Origin of the sequence: Enterococcus sp. AN402 (assembly GCF_040719405.1) — a bacterium.
Taxonomy (GTDB): domain Bacteria; phylum Bacillota; class Bacilli; order Lactobacillales; family Enterococcaceae; genus Enterococcus; species Enterococcus faecalis.
In genome coordinates this window covers 2,298,272-2,322,545 of sequence record NZ_JBFDTM010000004.1, presented here as the reverse complement: position 1 = coordinate 2,322,545, position 24,274 = coordinate 2,298,272, and the positions used below count along the sequence as shown (strand labels likewise).

The window sequence follows — 24,274 nt, the reverse complement described above, 5'->3', positions numbered from 1 at the left end:
TGTACATGGAAGTAATTATTGAAAGTTTAGACAAGAGTCAACGTGAAAATCTGTTACCTTACATTGACCCAGAATCTTTTTGCATCGAAGAGGAAGCAAATACTAAGAACCAAATTAGTTTTACCTTGTCAGTCACTCATGCTATCTCTTCGTTGTTAGCCGATATTGAAGCGGTAGTCTTAGTGAATAATCAAACATATATTATCAAACAGTTAGAAAATAGTTATGAACAAGAAACGAAAAAAAAGAAAATAACCGCTACGCATCTGTTCTTCGAGACACAAAATTATCGAAGCTATAGATATGCCGAAGGAAAGAAGACTTATAGTATCCAACAATTATTGGAACATTATTTCAAAGACAATGAACGAGGATTTCGATGGTCGGTACATGGTGAATTTCCTAAAGTGGAAATAGAGAATCTAGGACATGGATCTTTGCGAGACGGAGTGCAACAAGTCCTAGCCAAATACCCTAAAACATATATTCGCATGGATAATTTGTTTATTCACTTTTATACGGAAAAAGAATGGTTACGAAAAAATCAAAAAGTTTTGCATTACTATCACGATACACAAAATGTGACCTTAGCGGTTAATTCATTGGAAATGTCCAATATTGTCAAGTGTTTTGGTGGAAAAGATGACAAAGGGAAAGAGTATTTCCCACCATTTTTTGTAGAAAATTCACAATCGATAAAAGCATTTGGCAAAAAGTATTTAGAAGATATTTCCGATGAACGATTCCGTAAAAAACAAGAGATGACAATCTTTGCGAAAGGGAAATTAAAACCTGAACCAGATATCTCTTTACAAATGATTTTTGCTGGTAACGTGAATCGGCCTATTCTAGGAGAACAATACCCATTTATCCTCCACATGAACGATTACCAAACAGAAGTCACAATTATGAGTTATCGGTGGTATCCATTAGCCCCTTATAAATTGGCAGAAATCACTTTTAATAATCTTGCGAAAAGCTTTCTACAATATCACAATCAAGTGGAAAAAGAAGTCAAAGAAGTAAAAAAAGAACAAAAAAAAGTGAATCAATCGATTAAAGATGTAGATAATAAGCTCAGTACGGTAACTGAAATCGCAGAAGATGCCAAGCAGACTGCCAATCAAGTAGACCAAAAGGCAACGGATGCACAAGAGAAAGCAGAAAAGGCACTGGCCGGTCAAATTTTTGGAAAGGTGGTTGGGGAAGTTGAAAATTATTGAATTGACAGCTCCAGTAGATGATGAAACCTTAGGTCTAAAAAAAGGGGAGCCCTACTATGTCCTAACCACAGCTAAAGGCGTAGATGGTCTAAAGGAATTCATTTTAAAAATCGCTCCTATCTATGCAGTAGCGACAGAAACCAATGATGGATTGCTTTCAAAAGAAGACAAAACCAAATTGGATCATTTAGATCCTGAAGCATTAGAAAAACGATTAAAGTGGTTAGAAGACCACATCAAGGAGTGAAAAATACATGACAAAATTAAATGAAAATCTCCCGTTAGATGGACGAGACATGCGTCTGGCTTTAGATGGGAATTTTCACTTGCTGAATGAAATCATCGATTTCAAAGATCGACAAACGTTAGAACAGCTTGTACGACAAATTTGTGACCTGTATATTAAAACTTATGATAAAGAAATCCATCAAGAGATTCGAGCGATTATCACACCTGACCTCTCTCCACTACAGATTACCCAAGAAGTACTTGCTTTCAGAAAAGATTCTCAAGGAATCGAACAATCCTCGATGTCCGCGCGTTTAATGGCGGAGATTCAATATCTGATTGCGAAGTATCTGGAATCCTCTGATATTTGGAAAAAACCGATTGCGGTGGACGATAGTGGGAGAATCACAACTAACTATTTAGCGGTTTCCTACGTCAAACAAGCAAAACGAATCGGCATTATTGGGGATAGCGTCGCAAGAGGGTATCTTGCAAAGTATAACTTTGGCGATTTATTCAAAAAAGTTTCGGGAGCAACCGTGACCAATACCGCTGTCAATGGTGCACGAATGACGAACAATAATGAAGCGAGTATTTATGCCCAGTCGAAAAAAGTAGGAGGCTGTGATTTAGTCATCATTCAAGGGACAGACGATGATTGGCTAGGAAATGTGCCAATTGGCTCTAAATATGATGATGAAAATACGTCCTATATTGGGGCTTTTTACCGTGTGGTTGACAATATTCGAGCGCTCAACCCAAATGCAAAAATTCTAGTGATGACAGCGACCCTACAGGCTCCAGCAAGTGGGGGTAGTATTAGCCGAACTGATCGATGGAAAAATAAACTTGGAAAAGATTTGCATGACTATACGGATGCTCAGAAAATGGCTTGTAATGATTTACAGTTACCTTATGCAGACTTCATGAAAACCGAATTATTCGAACCCTTGAATCCTGCTTTTCGCAAAAAAATGATGTCTGAAGGCTTACACCCTAACGAGATTGGCCATCAGATGATCGCCCAAGAATTAGCCAAACAAATTTATTATTTTTATGGATAGGAGTGAAAACTATGGCCAATCAAGAGTTAGTTTTTGAGATTACCAAGCAAGCAGAGATGCAAATTCCGCAACAATATGTGACTGGTCGTTTAGGTGACGGTGGGTTAAAAGCCGTGACAGTGAAAGTATTGTCGAATCAGCTACCGTATGATCTAACCGGCTTAAGCGGAAAATTTTTAGGAATGAAAGCAGACGGGAAACGATTGATTGACGATGCTGGGTTTGTGATTCTGGATGCGCACCAAGGTGTTTTCCGCTACGTCTTTCCTCCAGAAGCCTTCACATTTGAAGGGGAATACCAGGAAGCTTTTTTCAAGCTTTATCGTGGGGAACAATGCGATACCACGTTGTCTTTACAGATTAATGTTTTACCGAACAAAATCGAGATGGGCATTAACAGTACCGACTATATTAGTGATTATGAAAAGCTCATCCGAGAATTGAATGAAAAAACGGAAGTGTTTCTCAAAAAGCTTGCGGACAAAGAAAATAGTTTTGAAGAACAAGTCAAAGTGATCCAAGGCGAAGTGAAAAATCTTCAAGACGCGATTGCGAATTTGGAAGAAAAGATTAAGTCCGATGATTTAGTCACAAACAAAGAGTTGGAAGAAAAACTAGCAAAATTCAATTGTATGATTGCTTATGATACCAACCAACGGGAAATTCTTTAGGAAAAGGGGACAATAAAATGACGGAATATATCGATCAGCTTGTAGACAAAGAGGGATCTCTTACTCATCCGAAAACACTCGTACGAGCAATCAAAGATGCAGAAGAAAAATTATTATTAAATGGTGGGGACCAACTCAATTTCCGAGGAGTAAAAAACTTTGTGGATGGCTTACAAGTCAACGGGAAGGACGTACTAACTGAAAATTTCTTGACTGTTGATACGTGCACCGATTTACATGGTGTAACGAAATCGGGCTTTTACCGATACGACGAAAACACCAAGAACATTCCTTATATGGAAAGTAAAGAGTTTGCCAATGGTTATTTCTTTGCTTTATTCAAAGATGATAGTAATGGGATTGTTGTTTTTTTAGGTTCGTATATGTATGTTGAAAAGTATGGAAATAGTTGGAGACAACCCTTTAGTCCATTTCCAGTAAAGCTTTGGGAAGGTGGTGCACAGACCGGAGATATTATCACTCTGCCTGATGAGGCCAATCATTATAAAAGTTTTCGTTTCTATGTCCATTGTACGAATGGTATTCATGAGCTTGAAGCAAACTTTGACAGTGGAAATAATCTATTTCTTACGCCCGTGGGATTAAGTGACACCGGTAAAGGACTATGGGTAGTGGAAATTACGGTCAACAAAGTAAATGAACGACAATTAAAAATAGTGAGTCAAAAATTTTTGAACACAGATAAAGGGACAACGGTTGACCAAGTTCAAAAAAGTCTTTATCGAATTGATGGCTTGCGGTTTTAGTACACGCGTTGACGTGTATTTTTTATTTTCGGTAGGAAGGTGGCACAGCGGGTGACTATTTTAGGCTATTCCATTGAGGACTGGATTGCAGTTTTGACCTTTCTTGGTGGAATTATTTTTGGGTTAATGAAGTTTTATGCATTATTTACGAGAATGGATAATACGTTGAAACGATTGAATGACACAGTAAATTCTATTGAAGGTAGATTTGAAGCACATAATACACGATTAACCCGTTTAGAAGAACAAAACAAAACAATTTTTAGGAGAATGGAGAAGATGAAAAATGATTAATTGGAAAGTTCGGATACAATCAAAATCTTTTTGGCTGACCCTTGTTCCAGCAGTATTATTACTGATTCAAGTAGTGGCGGTCCCCTTTGGTTATAATTTTAAGATTGATGCAATCAATAAAGAATTATTGGATATTGTCAATGCGGTATTTGTCGTGTTATCCATTTTAGGAATCGTGACGGATCATACGACACCAGGGATTTCAGATAGCCAACAAGTATTAGATAGAAAGGAAGGCGAAAAAGAATGACACTAAATGTCGTTGATGTTTCTTCTAATAATACAATTCAAGCAGCGATCACACCAGGTGCAGACGGCTGTATAGTAAAAGCTACGCAAGGAACCACCTATATCAACCCAAGTTGTGATGCTCAGTATCAACTAGCAAAAGAACATGGTTTAAAATTAGGTGTGTACCACTATGCTAGTGGTGGAGACGCTGTAGCAGAAGCGGAATTCTTCTACCAAAATATCAAAGGCTACATTCATGAGGCAATTTTAATTTTAGACTGGGAAGAAGCTCAAAATGATAATTACGAAGACTGTACTTGGTGTGGTAAATTTGTTAATCGAATTCATGAGTTAACAGGGGTCTGGTGTATCATTTATGGGAATCGGCAAGATATCAATCACTGTACAAACTTAGCTAATACCTGCGGGCTTTGGTTTGCAGGGTATCCAACAAACACAGAATGTAACTGGAATGCCCCTGAATTCACTTACAATATCGCGCCTTGGCAAACGATGGTCGGCTGGCAGTATGCTGCCGTGGATGTCGATCGGAGCAAATTCTATTTAACTAAAGAGCAATGGGAGGCATACGCTAAAGGAGAACCACCAGTGTCTCCTAAACCAAAACGTCGTTATGGATACCGAGTAGACGACTTACAGTTTGTGAACGGTATTTGGCAAGTAAGAAATGATGTCTTAGGTCAACCAGATTTTGACTGGACAGAAAACGGGATTAATGTTGCTTATATTGATAAAATTAATCCAGGTACAGGAGAGAATACATCTGATCAAGAGTTAAAAGTCGGAGACTACTTTTCTTTTCAACCGTCATCTGTAGGGATTATTAACGAACAACATGCTTTGAATGGAAAAACAATCTCACATGTGCAATTCCCAGACGAGTTTATTTGGTTGTACACAGAAAGTGTTGAAAAATTAATTTATGGGTAAAAAAATTCTTGCCTGAAAGTAAAAATAATAGTATATTAGACCTACAATAAAGGAGTCATTCACTTAAACCGTCCTTGCCAAGGGACGGTTTTTGTTTTACATAAAAAAATCTGTATAGTATACTTTCTGTAGTGATGACATTCACTATAGAATCTCAATTAATGGCAAAATCACTCACCGTCATACGACAGATTGTGGGTGATTTTGTTTTTATTCGCCTTCCTCAAGTTGGCCCTTTTTTGTTATTTAATTAAATTTAACAAATATGGCAACCAGCTTATTATTAGGCTTATTTACGTGTTTGTAAGTGAAATAATCTTCTTAAACTTGTTTTTATGCCGTTTTTCAAAGGGCTGAAAGCTATATTTTTATTGCATACAAAACATTTGAGTGTTATATTATATATGAGGAATAGATATCATTACCTCGCTTTCTGAATTAGGTTGGGATGATTTCCAATCAAAGTGGGAACGGAGTGCACCCACGATCCCCAGCAGGTGGGTTAACCTAGCGTTGGTCTGCATGGGACGGTAGCCATGTTTTGCACTCTTTTTTTTTGCCCAAAATTACAGAGGAGTTGTAAAAATGCCTAAAGATTTGCAAAAAACTTATAACTTATTTTTATCAAATCTTGATGGGAAGATGGCTGTTATTACAACGCCATTTGTTAAATTGGACTGTTTTTATGTAAAGTTTGACATTCTACAACTCCCACATTTATTGGGTTTACACAAAATTTACAAGGATTCACCTAGAATAATTTGTCAAAAATTGAATGATGGAGTTATTACATATAAACATCTGCAAAGGCACAGCAATTTTGGCACTATAAAAGATCGAGTAGAGCTATTTGAGTTTATTCTAGAAATATTTTTAGAGGGATACAATGATTCAGTGATATATGTTTCTGAAGCAGATAGGTTTGGTTCATCTATGAAACTAGATATAGCTTTTAGTCATCCACATAAAAATAAAATATTAACACTTGGGTTACGTGAAGTAAACGATTGTGTCTATGCTCCAGTCACTTTCTACGTATCAAAGAGTAGTCGCCCAACATTTACTAAATCAAAAAGAGCAAAAATTCTAACTTTAGAACTTATTTCATTTAATTTATAGATTGCTTTAAAGTTTTCAGGACCATTAGCTCAGCTGGTTAGAGCAAACGGCTCATAACCGTTCGGTCACAGATTCGAGTCCTGTATGGTTCATAATGAATCCCTACTTCTCATTGTGAGAGGTAGGGATTTTTTTATTTATTCGGTATATTTTATATGTCTATTCGCTTGCCTTTTTTTATTTTTTGATGTAGATTTTATCTTGTTGTTATAGTCTATTTTGCTAATTTGAATTAAAATGATATTACGCAAACCCTTGTGAGTTCTAGTCTGTCTAAATATGGTGTTGTAGAAAAATTACACCGTGAAACTAAATAATTTAGTTAGATAGAGCCTAGAATCCTTGTTGTGTAAGGGTCTAGGCTTTTTATCTATTGATTCATTACATGTTCATTTGTAGATGGAATGTAGAGGGAGGATTACCCAAGTTTGGCTGAAGGGGACGGTCTCGAAAACCGTTAGGCGAGTAACATCGTGCAAGGGTTCGAATCCCTTATCCTCCGTACCGAGAAGCAGTTGAGTTATTAGTTGCAAATAAAACGACAGAGACGTACACTTAAAGTAGAAAAATACTTAAGAAGAGGTGTCTATTATGTCAAACTATGAAGAAAAAGAAGCGCAAGCATTAGCAAAAATTGCCGACGTTTTGAACAAATTGGATGCAAGTTTAGAAGAGTTGGGCTCGCTAGATGAGGATACAAAAAAACATAGTATGAAGAAATGGATTGTTGAAAAAAAAGCCATTCATGAGATTAAAAAAATTGCACACGAAGCTGGTAAGTATGATAAGTATGATGAAAAAGAATTAGAAAAAGAAATGGATCTGTTGGAAAAGTTTATGTAAAAAAGTGCTAGCTTTTGTTCAACAGTTATTTAAGTTTGAGCCTAGAATTAATCGTTTTGATTTTTTCTAGGCTTATTTTTTATGAAGTAAGCAAATCGTATCGGGAGAGGTATTGAATTAAGAAATAAAGCATGTATTGATTCAGAAAAAAAGTTGTAGTAAAATGTTCGTCACAACTACTTTTCTTATGATTTCATAGAAGGAAAAGTTGGAATAATGAATTGAGAAGAGTCGATTTTTAGGAGATGATTTTAGGTGACTTTTTATCAATTATTGCAGTTAGATCCATTTATTTTAAAACAAAAAATTCATCAAGCGGACACTAAAAAACAGCGGAGATATTTTTGGCGCGCCTTGTTAATAAGGGATATTTTATTAGTTTCGTTTGCGATTTTATGGGTGTCGACGATTACTTTTTTCTTTGGAAAAGCTGTAGCGCCTTTTTCAATTGTATTATTTTGTTTGCTGTTGAGTATCCGTTTCGTCTCATATGGCTACAGGGAAAAACAGGCCTTGTTTAGTTTAGGAATCGTGTTAACAATTCTAGGTGTTAGTCCACTAATTTCACTGATTTCTGTATCATTTTTACAATGGGGTCTTCATTTTATCTGCTTGCTGGCATTGTTTTTCTTAACTGGTAAAAACCCTAAAATGGGTAATCCTGGCTTGTATACGTTCTCCTACTTATATTTAGTTGGCACGGTTCACTATCAATCGTTTCAGCAATTAGAACAAACTTTCTTTGTATTAGTGTTTGCTTATCTACTTTTAGCTTTTGTTTATCATGTGAAACATAAAAAATTGGATCAAGAGATTACTTTTATACAGATGGTTACAGAAAATGGTTTTTTTAATCAAAGAAATATTTGGTTTGGTTATTACGCTTTAGGCATTAGCTTATTACTTTTTATAGGAACGCACCTTCAGATTGACCGCTTTATGTGGGCAACATTTGCTAGTTCGTCATTATTTTCTGGGTATAATACGTTTAAATTGTCTGAACGAGCCGAAGAACGAATAATAGGGGTCGTTATTGGTTCTCTAGTATCGGCTATCTTGTTATTTTATATACCAACGAACCTACTTGGTATTTTAGGAGGACTTTGTTTAGGCTTATGCACATCTTATAAAAGTAAAACGATTTTTAATTGTGTTGGTGCTATCATGGCAGCTTCTATGATATTTGGGCTAGAAACAAGTCTTTACTTAAGAATTTTGTTAAATATGTTGGGGCTAGCTTACGGTTTGCTTTATCATTTTGTCTTTGTAAAAACTATGTCCTATTGCAATCGCAAAGAGTGGCTGAAATTGTCTGAATAAAAGGAGCCTAACATTCTTTCTTGAAAGAATGTTAGGCTCCTTTTATTTTAAAATAGAACCATTGACTATATTTTTTGTAAATAAGAGTTTAAAAATGGCAGAAGCTGGTTACTAATTTGGCTACCAAATGGCTACACAGGATAGTATAGATAAGGATAGTATAGGTAAGGATAGTATAGGTAAGGATAAAGTAGGATATAAACAAATGAATTCAGTGAACACAAGTTACGTAGTAAAATTGTATTTTTGGAAGATAAGTAGAAGTAACTTCATATTGGGAATTTATTGGGAAATTTTAGTATAGTCAACATGATAAATTAGTAGTATGAAGAATCGCTAAAAATGAATTATCAATGCTATAGATGCTTGTTTATATAGCTAAGTTTTAAAAAATAGAATGTTCAATATCTTTAAATCAAGTTAAGTATATTTAAGTGGAAAAATAGAATCGCTTAAATCTAAGAAAAAAATAAGTTTTGTCATTATAGATCGCTTAAGGAGTGGTCTATTTTTGTATATAAAATAATCTAGGAGGTGGACAGTTATTGATAAAAGGGAAAAATAGGAGAGGTACAAACGAATAAGTTAGATTTTGAAAATGAATGTGATCAAAAATAAGAGTAGATGGATAAAAGGAATACATGGAGGATGAACATACTATTTCTATTATCTGTAAAAGTTCTACAAATAAAATATTAAGTGGTTAGAGGAGAGGTACAATGAAAGCTGGAATAAAAAAACATATTCGACAATTATTATGGGATTATCAACATATTGAAAAAAAATTACAAGAGTACGAGGATGTTATGTTAATGAATCGTAATCCTTTTTTAGAATACCCTGTAGAGCAACCAACTGAAAAAATAACTATCAGTCAAATTGCATTTCATAAATTATTTTTACAAACGGTAGAAGATATCTTAGCTGATTCTACAAGGGATGTACAGGATATCTTTTTAGTGAAATATAAAAATGGTTATCCATATAAAAAGAATGAATTTGTTGCTTGTGAGACGTTTTTGAGCGAGTCTACAATTGCTCGACGAGATACAGAATTTATCCATGAAATTGCTTATCGACTGGGTTGGTACGAAATTTGACAAAACGAAACAGGTCAATTCAACTATACTAGGTTTATGAACATATGTTCGCCGTGGACGCACGGAATAACTTATAGGAGGAACAACAATGGCAACAGGTTTAACAAAAAATCAAGCAAAAACATTTATGCAGAAGTATTTAGATACTAATTTGCCGTCTTATCCAGGTGTCTATTATGGAACTTATGGTGGTTCGCCATCATCACATTCAAATTGTACTCTATTTACTACATGGTTCTTAAAGAATTGTACTAATTTAACTTTGCCAACACAAAGCGGGAATGGTTATCAAACGGTAGATTTTGTGTTAAATGCAAATAAAGGAAAATTAGTAAAGAGTAACATTCCAAAGGCATTTTCTTTATTTTCAATAACACCATGGAATAACAATTACTATACACAAGGTGCTGGACATACTGGTATCGTTCTAGGTATTGATGGAAATACAGTAATTACAGGTGAAGCTAATTTTGGTTCGACATTTGGCGGATTAGATGGAGTATATCCTAACAATGGAACTGTAGTAACTACTCATCCATTGAGTACGTTTAACAGTTTAACGGGTGTTACTTTCATTGACTTAAGTCGCTATTATACTGGATGGAATCCAAATCAAAATACAAAACCAGAAGGAGAAGAAGAAATGGTAGAGATTAATAAAAGAGTTATGGTGAAAAAAGATGTAAAATATACTGTGGATACATTACCTTGGGGAAAGAAAGGTTACATTAAAATCAATGGCATTGATAGTTTTGCTGGAAGAGTTATTGATTTGACACAGCAAATGGGAAGTTACTTATATAGTCCTCAAACAAAAGGCTGGACAGACTTTAAAGGGTTTGAAGAAGTTGAGACTATCAATAAAACAATGGTTGTTAAAAGAGCTGGTTTCACTGTTGACCAATTCCCTTGGTTTAAAGGGGTGACAAGATTTGGTGTCAGTGCTGATTATATCAATAAAGAAGTAAAAGTGACTGGGAAAAAGGGTGCATATTATTACATGGATAATATTGGTTGGATCGACGAAAAAGCATTTTTAGATGATGCACAAGCGACTGATATTAAAATTGGGGATAAAGTTATGTTATTGGAGACTGCTAGTGCATATCAGACTGGGGAAACAATTCCAAGTAGTCTTAAAGGAAAATCATATACAGTGATGGAAATTAAAAATGTCACACAAAGCAAATCTAAAAAAGCATTTTTATTAAAAGAATTAATGTCTTGGGTACTAGAACAGGATGTTAAAAAGTAGTAAAAAAGAACCTAGTGATATGTTAGAAAAAATAGAGCGGTAAATCCGCTCTATTTTTTTCTATTTATATAATACATAGTGACTACTTATTCTAATTCACAGATGGTTTTTGCATTGATTTTCTCTCTCAACCCCAGCCAACCACTCGCTGATAACAAGTACCAAAACGGCATAAACTGGATTAGATAGCGAGAGCGGCCGCCTTCAAAGAGCAATAAATACAGAATAGCTCCAATGAAAGCTAATTTTAAAATCGCGTAGTTATTTTTTGAATCTTTTAGAGGGATACTGAACAATAGACCTAGTAATGTGAGTAAATAGAAAAAATGCATATAAATTCGTAGATAGTTACTTTTTTGATTTTGCGGATAATACAGTGACCGCAAGTGTTCTTGCCAACGATTTTTAGAAGGTGTTTCTGGGATTAAATCACCGCCATCCCAACCCCAGTCAAAATCACCATTGGCAGTATTATGACGATTTTTTTGAGCCAGAAAACGGAGATAACCGAAGAATCCTTTATTTTTTAAACGGTCTTGAATCATTTTTATGGTATAAGCTTTTTTGGCTTCTTGTGTAGGCAACTGATTTACTGCTTGTGTATCTGCATCATTGTAACCGCCAGTTCCCGTCAAACCCATCATTACAAAAAGTGTCCAAGGCTTGGCTTGTTCTTTATCGATTTCCGTAATCGTTTGTTTTTCCACAAAAAATTGAAAACTATAATATGCGCTGACGAAACCAGTCAGTAAAAAGAGGGCAACCACGGTTAATTTTACGATAGACTGTTTGTTCCGATTTACTAAAAGAAGTTGCAGCACTTTGATACAACTAAATGCAATAAAAAAGATAATAGACGAAGGTTTCATTAAAAAACACCAAGCTAAGCCAATTCCAATAAACAGTAATAAACAATATTTTACGAAGGGATGGGAAACTTGGTCAAAAAGGCTATATGCAAAAAAGACTAGGTTGATGAACAATAAGACGGCCGTATCTGTATAAGGCGTGAGTAACCATGGAGACAATCCGAAAGAAAGAAAAAATAAACTGTAAGCAACGAAGGCCGTTAATGGATTAAAGACACGTTTAGAGGCATGATAAAAGAGAAATAAACTGCTATTAATAAACAAGCAATTAACCACTTGCCAACTAAACCAAGTATTGCTCCAGCTCCCTGTTACATCAATGAAACGCAAAAATTTATTCAGGTAATACATCATGAAAAAGAAAAATTCGTTATTGGGGTTTAAAGAAAGTACGATTTTTGAATAATCCTTATTTTCAGTGGTAATACTATGAAAGTTGTCAAAAACATCCCAGCCAATCGGCACAGTAATCTGCGTCAGGAGTAAAAGTTGTAGTAAAAATAAACTGATCAAACTACCAATAATAACCACACGATCATGGGCTTTTATTAAGTGCCAGAGCGCTTGAATCTTAGTGTAAAGAAATTTTTTGTTTTTATAAATAATCAACAATAGAATAATTAATAGAGGAAGTAAAACAAGCAAGTGCTTAGGCTTTTCCCAAAGAATTTTTACCAGCGAATAGGGAGAGTTAATTGCGCCGTAAAAGACAAATAAAATAAAAAAAGTAAAAATATAATTTTCTAGATTCAGAATCCGTTTAAAAGTAGCCATATTTTCTCCTTCCATTTTTTAGCTAGACTAGTTCTTATTTTATCATAAAGATTTTAAAATAAGAAAAAAGCCCTTCTTTTAAAAGAAAGGCTTAAAACTTTTCCTTACTTCACTTCTTTGTAACGGAAGAAGAAGCGTAAGACGCTATTTTGGCTAGTTGTTGTTAGTTTATCTGTCGGTAAGACTGTTAGTAAGAAGAAAAACAGACTAATCACAAGAGTGAAAAATAAGAAGACGGGACTGCCACCTGTTATCACAGTATCTGTTTGAACGTCATATTTAAAAGTTGACATAACAGAGAAAACTTGTGTATAGCTACAGGCAATAGAAAGTAGATATAAAACAAGCACGCCCCAACCTGTCATCCCAGCATCACGATAACGACGTACACACATTGCCCACGTTGGTAATAATAAAGCTAACCATAAAACAAGTGCAAAAAGCATCAACGGTAATAAGTTTCCAAAATCATAGGTTTCAAAATATTCAGCTGCTAAAATTGCTGACACGGCTTTGCCGACAATGGCAATATAAAAAATAAGTGCTAAAATGCTTAATACCAATGTCATCCACCAATAACCAGCACGTGTTGTCCGACCTTTAAAATCAACATATCCACGAAAATAATCTTTAAAAGCTTGTCCAAATGTTACTTTACCTTTTTCCTCAATTTTAACCATAAAAACACCCCTTTGTATTTAATAAAATGATTATAACGGAAAGTAATAAAATAGGGAAATGCGAATTCGCATATTTGTGATTTTTTTGATAAATCATATAAAGAGCAGGTTTTATCAAAAAACGGTAAAATAAGAGAAGATATTTTATAATGGAGGAATCATGAATGAAAATCAGTATTAGACATCGCTACATAGCAAAAATTCCAGCATTAGAAGTGACAACAGAAGAGCAAAAAAACGAAGCATTACCTCTAATTGTTTACTATCATGGTTGGCAATCAGCTAAAGAATTATCTTTAACACAAGCAAGAAAATTAGCACACGAGGGGTTTCGGGTCATTTTACCAGATGCCATGAACCATGGAGAAAGAAAAACAGGACCTATTTCCACGATTCCTTCGATTACATTTTGGAGTAGCATTCAATATAATTTGATTGAATTTCCAGTAATTATCCATCATTTTCATAAATTAGGATTGATTAAAGAAAATTGGATTGGCGTGGGTGGTGTATCCATGGGCGGTATTACTACTAGCGCTCTTATGACCCAACATCCTGAGATTCAAGCTGCTGCTTGCTTAATGGGAACACCCTATCCGGCGCGCTATATTCAGCGAGTGATTCAACGGGCGAAAGAATTTGCTATTTTTGTGCCTAAAGACTTGCCACTGTTGCTAAGTTGGGTGCATCAATACGATTTATCACAAACGCCAGAAAGACTACAAGAACGACCGATGCTGTTTTGGCATGGAACGGAAGATGAAAAAATTCCCTATGAAGACATGGCTGATTTTGAACAATTAGTGTCTGGGAAAACGTATGCGAGAAATACGCAATTTATAACGGAAATCGGTGAGCGGCATTTAGTGAAAGGAGAAACAATGGATTTGGTTGTTGACTTTTTTAAAGAAGCGTCAAAAACGTTAGAAAAATAACGGGATTTTTCAAAGAGAAAAGGGGAATCAGCTTGTTTTTTAAGAACACTTTCTATAAACTTAACAGAAAAGGGGTTGAAGGTGTACATGGAGAAAAATAAGTTGAGAAAAGTGGGCTTAACTGCCCTGGAATGGCTAAAACAACATCCAGAAATTAAACAACATAAAGAATCAAGTCTCTATGAACAGTTGTTTGCTAGTCAGCAATGGCAACAAGCACAAACAATCGGAATGATTCGGTCGTTACCGCTAGAATTATCAACACAGCCAATTTTCGAACGGGCCATGCAAGAGGGCAAGCAAGTGGCGGTGCCGCGAACATTTAAAGGAGGCAAAATGCACTTTTATCAAGTCTTTCCAGAGACGGTTTATGACACCAGTGCATTTGGCGTGGAAGAACCTCCGTTAACAGCGGCAGAAATAACAGCTACAGCGATTGATTTATTGATTGTGCCAGGGATTGTTTTCAATCGTGCTGGCTATCGAATAGGCTTCGGCGGTGGTTTTTATGATCGTTATTTGGAACATTTTTTGGGCCATTCATGTAGTTTAGTTTTTAGTGAACAACTCCATGAACAATGGCAACCAGAAGCGTTTGATCAGCCAATCGAACAATTATTTATACAATAGGAGGAATGGAATGAACTATCAAACAGAAATGAAATTGAAACGGCTAAAAAATCAGCCGTTCATTACGTATGCCCTTTTAGGTATTTCAATCATTGTTTTCCTTGGATTGGAATTAACTGGAGGATCAGAAAATATTTTAAACTTAGTTAATTGGGGAGCAATGGTTCGTCCACTGGTAGCTCAAAATCATGAATACTGGCGGTTTATCACGCCAATGTTTCTTCACATTGGGTTTATGCATATTATTTTGAATATGGTTACTCTTTATTATATCGGCGCACAGGTTGAGGCAATTTATGGGCATTGGCGCTATTTGGGAATTTATTTATTGAGTGGGATTGCTGGAAATATCGCCAGTTTTGCCTTTGGGACACCCAACAGTGTCTCAGCGGGTGCTAGTACAGCGCTTTTTGGTTTGTTTGGCGCATTTGTTATTTTAGGACGCCATTTTAGAGACAATCCAGCGATTATGTATATGGTGCAACGCTATTCAATGTTTATTGTGATTAATTTGTTATTTAACTTGTTTAGTAGCTCTGTAGATATGATGGGTCATGTTGGCGGTCTAATAGGTGGACTATTAGTCGCGACGGCTTTTGCTGTTCCAAATCGTGAAGAAGCATTTAATAAGCACGAGCGAATTATGGCCACGTTAATTTTTATTTTTCTTGTCGTAATTTGTCTGTTATTGGGTTTTAAAAAATACGGTTTACCTGTATAATAAGGAAGTGTTTTCGTATGGAAACGTTATATGATGTACAACAACTTTTTAAACAGTTTGGGATGTATATTTATGTCGGTGCACGGATTTATGATATTGAGTTAATGATGATTGAATTAAAAAAATTGTATGAAGGTCAATTGGTAGACCGAGATACGTATTTACAGGCCCGGCATATTTTGCAAAGAGAGCATCGAATAGAAGAATCTAGAGGGAAGCAGAAAGGAATCGACTAAATGGATAAGAAGATTATTGGGATTGATTTAGGTGGAACGACCATCAAATTTGCTATTTTAACAACCGATGGCGTTGTTCAACAAAAATGGAGTATTGAAACGAATATTTTAGAAGATGGCAAGCATATTGTGCCATCAATTATTGAAAGCATTCGTCACCGTATAGATCTTTATAATATGAAAAAAGAAGATTTTGTGGGAATTGGTATGGGAACACCAGGAAGTGTCGACATTGAAAAAGGAACTGTTGTAGGTGCCTATAATTTAAACTGGACGACTGTACAGCCTGTCAAAGAACAAATCGAATCTGCTTTAGGAATTCCGTTTGCCTTAGATAATGATGCCAATGTTGCCGCTTTAGGTGAGCGTTGGAAAGGCGCGGGGGAAAACAATCCCGACGTGATTTTTATTACTTTAGGAACAGGTGTCGGCGGAGGCATTGTTGCAGCAGGAGAATTGCTCCACGGTGTTGCTGGCTGTGCTGGTGAAGTTGGGCATGTGACGGTTGATCCTAACGGCTTTGACTGTACCTGTGGGAAACGTGGCTGTTTAGAAACTGTTTCTAGTGCCACTGGTGTCGTTCGTGTTGCACGTCATTTATCAGAAGAGTTTGCAGGTGACTCTGAACTGAAACAAGCGATTGATGATGGACAAGATGTTTCAAGTAAAGACGTTTTTGAATTTGCCGAAAAAGGCGATCATTTTGCTTTAATGGTTGTGGATCGTGTTTGCTTCTATTTAGGCTTAGCCACAGGAAACTTAGGCAACACGTTAAATCCAGATAGCGTGGTTATCGGTGGAGGTGTTTCTGCAGCAGGAGAATTTTTACGTAGTCGTGTCGAAAAATATTTCCAAGAATTTACCTTCCCGCAAGTTCGAAATAGTACAAAAATCAAATTAGCAGAGCTAGGTAATGAGGCCGGCGTGATTGGTGCCGCTTCACTAGCATTACAATTTTCAAAAGAGAAATAGAGAGGGCTTTTTAGAATGAGTATTTTATGGGTAATCAATGGCATTTTGCTAGTTATTGTACTAGCGATGGTATTCAATGAATTATATTTGAAAATTATGGTGAAACGTTCAGCAAAAATGCTGACGGAAGAAGAATTTAAAGAAACAATGCGTAAAGCACAAGTGATTGATGTTCGTGAGAAAGATACATTTGATGCTGGGCATATTTTAGGGGCGCGCAGCATGCCATACAGCATGTTAAAAACAACAATTGGTTCTCTTCGTAAGGATCAACCTGTTTATCTTTATGATCAGAAGAAAGCTTTAAGTATCCGAGCAGCTAATTTATTACGCAAAAATGGCTATACTGATATTTATATTTTAAAAGGCGGCTATGATGGCTGGACTGGGAAAGTGAAAAAGAGAAATAGTTAATAACAAAAAGAGTTGGTCTTCATTGAGACCAACTCTTTTTGTATAGGAAAGCTTAATAGAGATGTTGCTTTTTGTCAGTCCTCACTTTTTGAGCTACAATAAAGAGAAGAGGTGAAGGCAGATGATTCAAATCAAGCGAGCATATGAAGCACCGACAGAGCAAGATGGCTACCGTGTTTTAGTTGACCGTATTTGGCCACGAGGAAAATCCAAGGAATCTGAAAAGTTAGATGAATGGCTCAAAGAAGTGGCACCAAGTACAGAGCTACGGAAATGGTTTAATCATGAAGCAAATAAATATCCTGAGTTTAAACAAAAATACCAAGAAGAATTGAAACATGAGCCAACTGCCACAGCGTTTAAGCAGTTACAGACGATTGTAAAAAATCAGCCAGTAGTCACGCTGGTCTATGGGGCGAAAGATACAGTGCATAATCAAGCGGTTGTCTTAAAAGAATTATTAGAAAAATAGAGTAGGTGATTGGATGAAAATTGCAATTGTAGGTGCTGGACCCAGAGGCTTATCAGCTGCAGAACGAGTCATTGAATGGGCTCGTAAAACGGAAATAAATGTTCAGCTCACGTTGTTTGATCCATACGGTCCAGGTGGGAAAATTTGGCGAGCAGAGCAACCTAATTATTTATTAATGAACACCGTGATTAGTCAAGTCACTTTATTTACAGATGAATCTTTTAGTGGCGAAGGACCAATTGTCAAGGGTCCCACTCTCTATGAATGGACCCAAACAGAAGCTGCGCAGTACATTCAACAGCAACAACCCTATAATTATCTTGAGTTGTTGAAAGAATGTCATCGCCTTGGACCGAATGATCACTGCTCGAGGGCTTTTTATGGCATGTACCAAAAATGGTTTTATACGTATTTAGCCACGAGGTGTAACGAACAAACATCGCTGACGTTTTTTAAAGAGCCAGTAACTGCTGTGCGGGCAGGAGAGGATAACTATTATGTGTATACTCAATCCATTGAGTTTACGGCAGACAAAGTAATTTTAGCTTTGGGTCACCAAGAAAATGAATTAACGACTGTTGAACAAGAGCTTGCGGACTACGCCAAGGAGCATCGTTTGTTTTATTCTTCTCCTAAAAATGCGGCGGATGCTTTATTGGCACTTGCCAATATACCTGCAAAACAACCCGTTGTGTTAAAAGGCTTAGGTTTGGCATTTTTTGACTATTTATCTGCCTTGACGATTGGCCGCGGGGGTGTTTTTTCTCGTCAAAATGGCCGCTTACGTTATGAACCTTCTGGAAGAGAGCCCATTATTATTGCTGGTTCTGGTCGCGGTTTTCCTTCTCATCCTCGAGGGATTAATCAAAAAGGTTACGGGGAAACCTATCAGCCTGTTTTTTTAACCGAAACCTATTTAGCTGAATGTCGTAAAAAAGGACAGGTTACAGGTGCAGAGTTTTTTGGGCATTTAAAAAAAGAAGTGGAATATGTGTATTACACTTGCTTAATCGAAGAAAAATATCCGCATCTTTCTAAAGAGGCCTTTCAACAGCTGTTTATTCAAACCAAGGGAGCGCCGGAAAGCTTAGCCCACTTTGAAAAACAAGATTGGTTTGATTGGCAAGCGTTAGAACATCCTGAAACAAAGAAAACCACTCATGAAAGTTTTCGTTCGTTTTTACTAGAGTATTTAAAATGGGATATTCAAGAAGCAGAGAAAGGCAATCTTAGCGGTCCTTTGACCACTGCTTTAGACAGTTTAAAAGATTTAAGAGATCAGATTCGCTTTGTTTTGGATGAAGGGTTATTAACGAATGACGAGAGTCAAAAGTGGTTGTGGCATTGGTTTACCCCGTTGAATACCTTTTTGTCAGTGGGACCTTCTGTTGAAAGAACAGAAGAGCTACAGGCGTTAGTTGAACTGGGATTGGTCACGATTCTGGGGCCAGAAATGCGTGTCGAAATGAAAGCGGGTCAATTTATTACTTATGCTAATTTATTTCCGGAAAATCGGTATAATAGTCACTTTTTAATTGAAGCACGCATTCCCAAAGTTAATAATGAAAAAAGTTTGAATCCTTTAACGAGGCAGTTGTTAGCCGATAAGCTAGCTACGCTTCATCAACTGGCATTAGCTGATGGTCAAATAGTCAAAACAGGCGCACTCTTGATTGTGCCTGCCACGAATCAAGTCATCACAAAAGGTGGACAGGTGGCGACAGGCCTTTTTAGTTGTGGTATTCCAACAGAAGGTATTCATTGGTTAACAGCCGCTGCAGCTCGTCCTGGTGTGGATCCTTGGAATATGCGTGATATGGATCGGATTGCTGCCACTATTTTTAATAGTTAAGAAAAATAGTCAGCTCCTTTGGTAAAAAAGAAAGCATAACAAGTGGTCATCCATCGCTTTGATGGATGACCACTTGTTATGCTTAAGAGAATCAACAGAGCCAGAAGCGCTTCTGTTGATTTCTTGGCGTTAGATTTTTTATCTCAACGTCACAGCTATTTTTTAACGTGCAATACGTTTACGCATCGCTTTTTTACGGTTTTCTTCAATCATATCTTCTTTTTCTTCAATTGGATCAATGACTGTTTTTTTAATAGTTGTAGCCACACCGGCTAAAGCAGCAACTGTGATAGCAGTACCGACTAACATACCTGATACAAATTTTTTCATCGTTCATTCCTTCTTTCAAATTGTATTTGTTTCTATTATGACGGAAAAAAGTAAAAAAATCCAATAGTTACAATGATTTTTCATAAACTCTACGACTAATTTAGAGATTTGTTAAAATTTACCAAGTCTTTTCTGTATTTTTATAGGAAAAATGAATAAGGAGAAATGGCCAAATTAAATCCTGTTTACAAAATGAAATAATTCAGAAGTAAACCTTATTTAATGGTACAATAGAAAAAGAAATTAGAGAGAAAAAGGAGCGTATTTATGTCTATTTTAGTATTAGGTGGCGCAGGCTACATCGGCTCACATGCCGTCGATCAATTAATTTCAAAAGGCTATACCGTTGTGGTTGTTGATAATTTATTAACAGGGCATCGTTCAGCAGTTCATGAACAAGCGACTTTCTATGAAGGCGATATTCGTGATAAAGCTTTTTTACGTAGTGTCTTTGAAAAGGAATCAATTGAAGGGGTGTTGCACTTTGCGGCCAATTCTTTAGTAGGAGAATCCGTGGAGAAACCGTTAATGTATTTCAATAACAATGTTCACGGCACTCAAATTGCCTTGGAAGTCATGCAAGAATTCGGAGTGAAACATATTGTTTTTTCTTCCACAGCGGCCACTTATGGCGAACCAAAAGCAATGCCTATTACAGAAGAAACCCCAACGAATCCTAAAAACCCGTATGGGGAAAGTAAATTAATGATGGAAAAAATCATGAAATGGTGCGACAACGCTTATGGAATGAAATATGTTGCTTTGCGTTATTTTAATGTTGCGGGAGCAAAAAAAGATGCCTCAATTGGTGAGGATCACACGCCAGAAACGCATATTGTACCAATTATTTTACAAGTGGCATTAGGCCAACGAGCAGAGCTAAGCATTTTTGGGGATGATTATGATACACCAGATGGCACGTGCATTCGAGATTATGTTTACATTGAAGACTTGATTGCAGCACATATTTTGGCTTTAGAATACTTGAAAAATGGCGGCGAAAGTGACGTCTTTAACCTGGGAAGCAACAACGGTTATTCTGTTAAAGAAATGTTAGATGCTGCACGCGAAGTGACAGGTCAAGAAATTCCTGCGACAATCGCGCCACGCCGAGCAGGGGATCCTAGTACGTTAATTGCTTCTAGTGAAAAAGCCAAACGAGTTTTAGGCTGGCAACCAGAAGTAACTGAGGTCAAGGACATTATCGCCACCGCTTGGCAATGGCACCAAGCTCATCCACATGGATATCAAGAAAAGTAATAGGAGGAATGAATCGATGACCACGAGTCAAATGATTGCCGATTTTACCACACTTGCTATTCAAGCAGGTGGTTGGATGGAATTGGATCGCTTATATCTTCAGAACCGTTTATTATCAATGATTGGTGAACAAGAATTAGGCGAAGTACACATACGGCCTGTGGCAACAACCGCCGCTGATTTGGCGGAACAATTGTGTCAAGTTGCGAGTGCCAACCAACTTGTAAAAACAGAGCAACAAAAAGAACAGTTCATGGTGCAATTGATGGATTTGTTGACACCGCCACCTTCTGTGGTTAATGCTTTTTTTGCACAACATTATGCCAAAGAGCCACAAGAGGCTACCGAGTATTTTTACCAACTTTGTCAAAAAAACGGTACGGTCATTGAACAGGAAGAACCTGTTGTTTTTTCAACAGTCTATGGTGATTTTTTAGCAAATAAGGTCCACAGTGAGGCGTCAAAAGCAACGCTCTCTGCACAAAGCTATCCCCGCTGTGAATGGTGCATGGCAACAGAAGGCTACCAGGGAAGTCAGCAATTTCCTGCGACTACGAACCATCGAGTGATTCGAATGAACTTAGATGGCGAAAGCTGGGGGTTTTCCTTTGTAAAACAGGCACAATATCAGCAACAAGGTGTGATTGCGTTTGAAAAACATCAGGCAGCGAAACGTTCAGTTAAGACTTTTCAGCAATTGTTGAAAATTGTTGAGGTCTTTCCTCATTATTTTGCTGGGATTGATGCTGACTTTGAACAAAATGAGCATGTCTATTATCAAACGGGTTTGCAACAATTTCCATTAGCCGAAGCGAGCATTTCAGAATATGTTGAGTTAGCTAACTATCCTTTAATCAACGCAGGAATGGTGAATTGGCCAGTTGCGACATTTCGCCTAGAGGGACCGAATGCGTCAGAAGTTGCCCAAGCCGCAAATGATATTTTTGAGCAGTGGCAAATGCTAAAACTGCCAACGGATGAGATACAAATCGTTGCCCGACGAAAAGAACTTTTATATGTCATGGACTTAATTTTTAGTCGACCTCAAGCAAAGCCTTCGTTAACGTTAGCAGAAGTCCAAGGTTTAACGACTTGGAACAACCAGAAAACGCAGGCACTTGAAACTGTCGCTTCAGCGTATCAACAGCGATTAAAAGAAGCCAGTGCGTTTGCAGAAACAAGTGAAGGAAAAGCGGCTTTTTTAGCAATGGTTGCGCCAGTGACTCATTAAAAGAAAAAAGATGCCGAATGACTAAAAATCACGTATAATAGATAAGAATGAAAAATAAGGGAGGGTAAAAAATGGCTTATCAAGCACTTTATCGGGTCTGGCGTTCACAACGTTTCGATGACGTAGTAGGACAAAAAGCAATTACTCAGACACTGAAAAATGCGATAGTGCAAAAGAAAACATCTCATGCCTATTTATTTACTGGCCCTCGTGGTACAGGTAAAACCAGTGCCGCAAAAATTTTCGCTAAAGCGATTAACTGTAAACATAGTCAAGATGGTGAACCTTGTAATGTTTGTGAAACCTGTGTAGCCATTACGGAAGGTCGTTTAAATGATGTCATTGAAATTGATGCGGCGAGTAATAATGGCGTGGAAGAAATCCGTGATATTCGTGATAAAGCAAAGTATGCACCGACACAAGCCGAGTACAAAGTTTATATTATTGATGAAGTTCATATGCTATCAACAGGCGCGTTCAATGCACTCTTAAAAACCTTGGAAGAACCGCCACAAAATGTTATTTTTATCTTAGCAACGACTGAACCACACAAGATTCCGTTAACGATTATCTCACGGACGCAACGCTTTGATTTTAAGCGAATTAGTACGCAAGATATCGTCGATCATATGGCCCATATCATGCAGGAAATGGCTCTCGATTATGAGGAACAAGCCCTTTATGTGATTGGGCGTGCTGCGGAAGGCGGGATGCGAGATGCCTTGAGTATCTTGGATCAAACGATTTCCTTTAGTGATGAAAAAGTAACACTGGAAGATGCAATGCAAGTGACAGGCAGCCTAACCTATGAAATGATGGATCATTATATTCAGTGTTGTGTCGCCGGTGATGTTGAACGAGCATTAGAAGGCTTGGAAAGTATTTTAGGCGAAGGCAAAGAAGCGCGCCGTTTCTTAGAAGATTTGTTATTATATTGTCGAGATTTACTGATGTATCAGCAAGCACCGAAGTTATTAGCAGAAAAAGCAGGAACTTTGACAGAAGCATTTAAGGAACTAGCTACACAAACGCCTGCTGAAAAAATCTACCAACTAATCCAAATTTTAAGTGACACACAAAATGAGATCCGCTTTACCAACAATGCGAATATCTATCTGGAAGTAGCCACTGTCAAATTGGCTAAAACGGTGCAACCCAATAAACACAACACGCCAGAAACAACTAATCAAGGTGGTAGTGCAGAGGGAAATCCAGAATTAGCAGATTTACAAAATCAAATCGGGCAACTGAAGAAAGAACTGGCTGAATTAAAGAAACACGGTGTAGCTGCCAAAGAAGCAGATGCGCCACGTCAACAAGCACGACCACAAGCGCCAAAAAGTTCGTTCCGCGTACCCACAGAACGGGTATATCAAGTCTTAAATGAAGCGACAAGAACACATTTAATGAATGTGAAAAATGTCTGGGAAGACTTACTGCAAACATTATCTGTGACTCAACGAGCGATGCTAAAGGCTAGTGAACCTGTCGCGGCGAGTCCTAAGGGCATCGTGGTGGCATTTGACTATGAGATTGTTTGTGCTCGTGCAACAGACGATGAAGAGATGCAGTTAGCTTTCAATAATAATTTAAGCCGTTTGATGGACTATACACCAGAGATGGTCTGCATTACTAGAGAAAGCTGGCCAAAACTAAGACAAAGTTTTATTAACCAAAATCAGGGCAGTTTGAATCATTCTGAACCTGAAAATGAAATGGCTCGTCTAGCGGACGAACCGCCTGTAACAAATGAACATTCACAAGAAAATCCAGTAGTAGATGAAGCAATCGCTATGTTTGGTGAAGAGCTTGTCGAAGTACTAGATGATTAA

At 37.1% G+C, this 24,274-nt stretch carries 27 protein-coding genes and 2 tRNA genes; 26 read left to right on the top strand and 3 right to left on the bottom strand.

Annotation, left to right across the window (positions count from 1 at the left end; translation table 11 throughout):
* Positions 1 to 5 precede the first annotated feature (5 nt).
* The 15 genes from AB1I62_RS12650 to AB1I62_RS12580 all read left to right on the top strand — a co-directional run bounded on the left by AB1I62_RS12650 (position 6) and on the right by AB1I62_RS12580 (position 11,066).
* Positions 6 to 1,223, top strand: a complete 1,218-nt coding sequence (locus tag AB1I62_RS12650) for a phage tail protein (protein WP_033596977.1) — start codon at positions 6 to 8, stop codon at positions 1,221 to 1,223.
* Complete coding sequence (locus tag AB1I62_RS12645) at positions 1,210 to 1,470, top strand: hypothetical protein (RefSeq protein WP_033596978.1); 261 nt, start codon at positions 1,210 to 1,212, stop codon at positions 1,468 to 1,470. Before AB1I62_RS12650 ends, AB1I62_RS12645 begins: the two co-directional genes overlap by 14 nt.
* Positions 1,471 to 1,477: 7 nt before the next feature.
* Positions 1,478 to 2,515, top strand: coding sequence for an SGNH/GDSL hydrolase family protein (locus AB1I62_RS12640; RefSeq protein WP_080482577.1), 1,038 nt, complete (start codon positions 1,478 to 1,480; stop codon positions 2,513 to 2,515).
* 11 nt (positions 2,516 to 2,526) lie between these two features.
* Positions 2,527 to 3,186 carry a phage baseplate upper protein gene (locus AB1I62_RS12635; RefSeq protein ID WP_051582962.1) on the top strand — a complete coding sequence of 220 codons (660 nt, stop codon included), beginning with the start codon at positions 2,527 to 2,529 and terminating at the stop codon, positions 3,184 to 3,186.
* A gap of 17 nt (positions 3,187 to 3,203) precedes the next feature.
* The gene (locus tag AB1I62_RS12630; RefSeq protein WP_367019321.1) at positions 3,204 to 3,953 is read left to right on the top strand and encodes a hypothetical protein; all 750 of its coding nucleotides are present in this window, start codon (positions 3,204 to 3,206) and stop codon (positions 3,951 to 3,953) included.
* A 51-nt stretch (positions 3,954 to 4,004) separates the two neighbouring features.
* The gene (locus AB1I62_RS12625; RefSeq protein ID WP_033596984.1) at positions 4,005 to 4,247 is read left to right on the top strand and encodes a hypothetical protein; all 243 of its coding nucleotides are present in this window, start codon (positions 4,005 to 4,007) and stop codon (positions 4,245 to 4,247) included.
* Positions 4,240 to 4,497, top strand: coding sequence for a phage holin (locus AB1I62_RS12620; RefSeq protein WP_033596986.1), 258 nt, complete (start codon positions 4,240 to 4,242; stop codon positions 4,495 to 4,497). Before AB1I62_RS12625 ends, AB1I62_RS12620 begins: the two co-directional genes overlap by 8 nt.
* A complete protein-coding gene (locus tag AB1I62_RS12615) occupies positions 4,494 to 5,429 on the top strand; it encodes a lytic exoenzyme target recognition domain-containing protein (RefSeq protein ID WP_367019320.1) in 936 nt (311 codons plus the stop codon). Before AB1I62_RS12620 ends, AB1I62_RS12615 begins: the two co-directional genes overlap by 4 nt.
* Before the next feature lie 585 nt (positions 5,430 to 6,014).
* Positions 6,015 to 6,548 (top strand): PBECR4 domain-containing protein, encoded by a 534-nt coding sequence (locus AB1I62_RS12610; protein ID WP_367019318.1) that lies wholly within the window; start codon positions 6,015 to 6,017, stop codon positions 6,546 to 6,548.
* Between the two features lie 18 nt (positions 6,549 to 6,566).
* Positions 6,567 to 6,640, top strand: a tRNA-Ile gene (locus AB1I62_RS12605).
* 320 nt (positions 6,641 to 6,960) lie between these two features.
* A tRNA-Ser gene (locus AB1I62_RS12600) sits at positions 6,961 to 7,050 on the top strand.
* Positions 7,051 to 7,139: 89 nt separating this feature from the next.
* On the top strand, positions 7,140 to 7,391 hold the full coding sequence (locus AB1I62_RS12595; protein WP_002382470.1) for a hypothetical protein: 252 nt from the start codon (positions 7,140 to 7,142) through the stop codon (positions 7,389 to 7,391).
* 255 nt (positions 7,392 to 7,646) lie between these two features.
* Positions 7,647 to 8,711: an FUSC family protein gene (locus AB1I62_RS12590; RefSeq protein WP_104859453.1), complete on the top strand. Its 1,065-nt coding sequence runs from the start codon at positions 7,647 to 7,649 to the stop codon at positions 8,709 to 8,711.
* 719 nt (positions 8,712 to 9,430) lie between these two features.
* Positions 9,431 to 9,811, top strand: a complete 381-nt coding sequence (locus tag AB1I62_RS12585; protein WP_002362349.1) for a hypothetical protein — start codon at positions 9,431 to 9,433, stop codon at positions 9,809 to 9,811.
* A gap of 88 nt (positions 9,812 to 9,899) precedes the next feature.
* Positions 9,900 to 11,066: a CHAP domain-containing protein gene (locus AB1I62_RS12580; RefSeq protein ID WP_002370554.1), complete on the top strand. Its 1,167-nt coding sequence runs from the start codon at positions 9,900 to 9,902 to the stop codon at positions 11,064 to 11,066.
* An 86-nt stretch (positions 11,067 to 11,152) separates the two neighbouring features.
* Here AB1I62_RS12580 and AB1I62_RS12575 read toward each other — a convergent pair whose 3' ends face one another.
* Both AB1I62_RS12575 and AB1I62_RS12570 read right to left on the bottom strand, forming a co-directional pair.
* Positions 11,153 to 12,724, bottom strand: coding sequence for a hypothetical protein (locus tag AB1I62_RS12575; RefSeq protein WP_164978416.1), 1,572 nt, complete (start codon positions 12,722 to 12,724; stop codon positions 11,153 to 11,155).
* A gap of 89 nt (positions 12,725 to 12,813) precedes the next feature.
* Entirely contained in the window at positions 12,814 to 13,389 is a 576-nt protein-coding gene (locus AB1I62_RS12570) for a DUF805 domain-containing protein (RefSeq protein ID WP_002379789.1), read from the bottom strand.
* 164 nt (positions 13,390 to 13,553) lie between these two features.
* Here AB1I62_RS12570 and AB1I62_RS12565 point away from each other — a divergent pair, with 164 nt between their 5' ends.
* From AB1I62_RS12565 to AB1I62_RS12530, 8 genes are all read left to right on the top strand, one after another.
* Entirely contained in the window at positions 13,554 to 14,324 is a 771-nt protein-coding gene (locus AB1I62_RS12565; protein WP_002356329.1) for an alpha/beta fold hydrolase, read from the top strand.
* An 87-nt stretch (positions 14,325 to 14,411) separates the two neighbouring features.
* A complete protein-coding gene (locus AB1I62_RS12560) occupies positions 14,412 to 14,954 on the top strand; it encodes a 5-formyltetrahydrofolate cyclo-ligase (protein WP_002397476.1) in 543 nt (180 codons plus the stop codon).
* 10 nt (positions 14,955 to 14,964) lie between these two features.
* A complete protein-coding gene (locus tag AB1I62_RS12555) occupies positions 14,965 to 15,675 on the top strand; it encodes a rhomboid family intramembrane serine protease (RefSeq protein ID WP_002362481.1) in 711 nt (236 codons plus the stop codon).
* A 17-nt stretch (positions 15,676 to 15,692) separates the two neighbouring features.
* On the top strand, positions 15,693 to 15,911 hold the full coding sequence (locus AB1I62_RS12550; RefSeq protein WP_002356332.1) for a YqgQ family protein: 219 nt from the start codon (positions 15,693 to 15,695) through the stop codon (positions 15,909 to 15,911).
* Positions 15,912 to 16,883, top strand: a complete 972-nt coding sequence (locus AB1I62_RS12545; RefSeq protein ID WP_002356333.1) for an ROK family glucokinase — start codon at positions 15,912 to 15,914, stop codon at positions 16,881 to 16,883.
* A 15-nt stretch (positions 16,884 to 16,898) separates the two neighbouring features.
* The gene (locus tag AB1I62_RS12540; protein ID WP_002356334.1) at positions 16,899 to 17,297 is read left to right on the top strand and encodes a rhodanese-like domain-containing protein; all 399 of its coding nucleotides are present in this window, start codon (positions 16,899 to 16,901) and stop codon (positions 17,295 to 17,297) included.
* Positions 17,298 to 17,418: 121 nt separating this feature from the next.
* Positions 17,419 to 17,769, top strand: coding sequence for a DUF488 domain-containing protein (locus AB1I62_RS12535; protein ID WP_002359411.1), 351 nt, complete (start codon positions 17,419 to 17,421; stop codon positions 17,767 to 17,769).
* A 13-nt stretch (positions 17,770 to 17,782) separates the two neighbouring features.
* Positions 17,783 to 19,621, top strand: coding sequence for an FAD/NAD(P)-binding domain-containing protein (locus AB1I62_RS12530; protein WP_048737855.1), 1,839 nt, complete (start codon positions 17,783 to 17,785; stop codon positions 19,619 to 19,621).
* 162 nt (positions 19,622 to 19,783) lie between these two features.
* On the opposite strand, the gene AB1I62_RS12525 is transcribed toward AB1I62_RS12530, so the two are convergent.
* Complete coding sequence (locus AB1I62_RS12525) at positions 19,784 to 19,951, bottom strand: DUF3042 family protein (RefSeq protein ID WP_002356337.1); 168 nt, start codon at positions 19,949 to 19,951, stop codon at positions 19,784 to 19,786.
* Between the two features lie 267 nt (positions 19,952 to 20,218).
* Here AB1I62_RS12525 and galE point away from each other — a divergent pair, with 267 nt between their 5' ends.
* The 3 genes from galE to dnaX all read left to right on the top strand — a co-directional run bounded on the left by galE (position 20,219) and on the right by dnaX (position 24,274).
* Positions 20,219 to 21,211, top strand: a complete 993-nt coding sequence (gene galE / locus AB1I62_RS12520) for a UDP-glucose 4-epimerase GalE (RefSeq protein ID WP_010824854.1) — start codon at positions 20,219 to 20,221, stop codon at positions 21,209 to 21,211.
* Positions 21,192 to 22,442, top strand: coding sequence for a UDP-glucose--hexose-1-phosphate uridylyltransferase (locus tag AB1I62_RS12515; RefSeq protein ID WP_164978393.1), 1,251 nt, complete (start codon positions 21,192 to 21,194; stop codon positions 22,440 to 22,442). The genes galE and AB1I62_RS12515 overlap by 20 nt, the downstream gene beginning before the upstream one ends.
* A 71-nt stretch (positions 22,443 to 22,513) precedes the next feature.
* Positions 22,514 to 24,274 carry a DNA polymerase III subunit gamma/tau gene (gene dnaX, locus AB1I62_RS12510; RefSeq protein ID WP_002395639.1) on the top strand — a complete coding sequence of 587 codons (1,761 nt, stop codon included), beginning with the start codon at positions 22,514 to 22,516 and terminating at the stop codon, positions 24,272 to 24,274.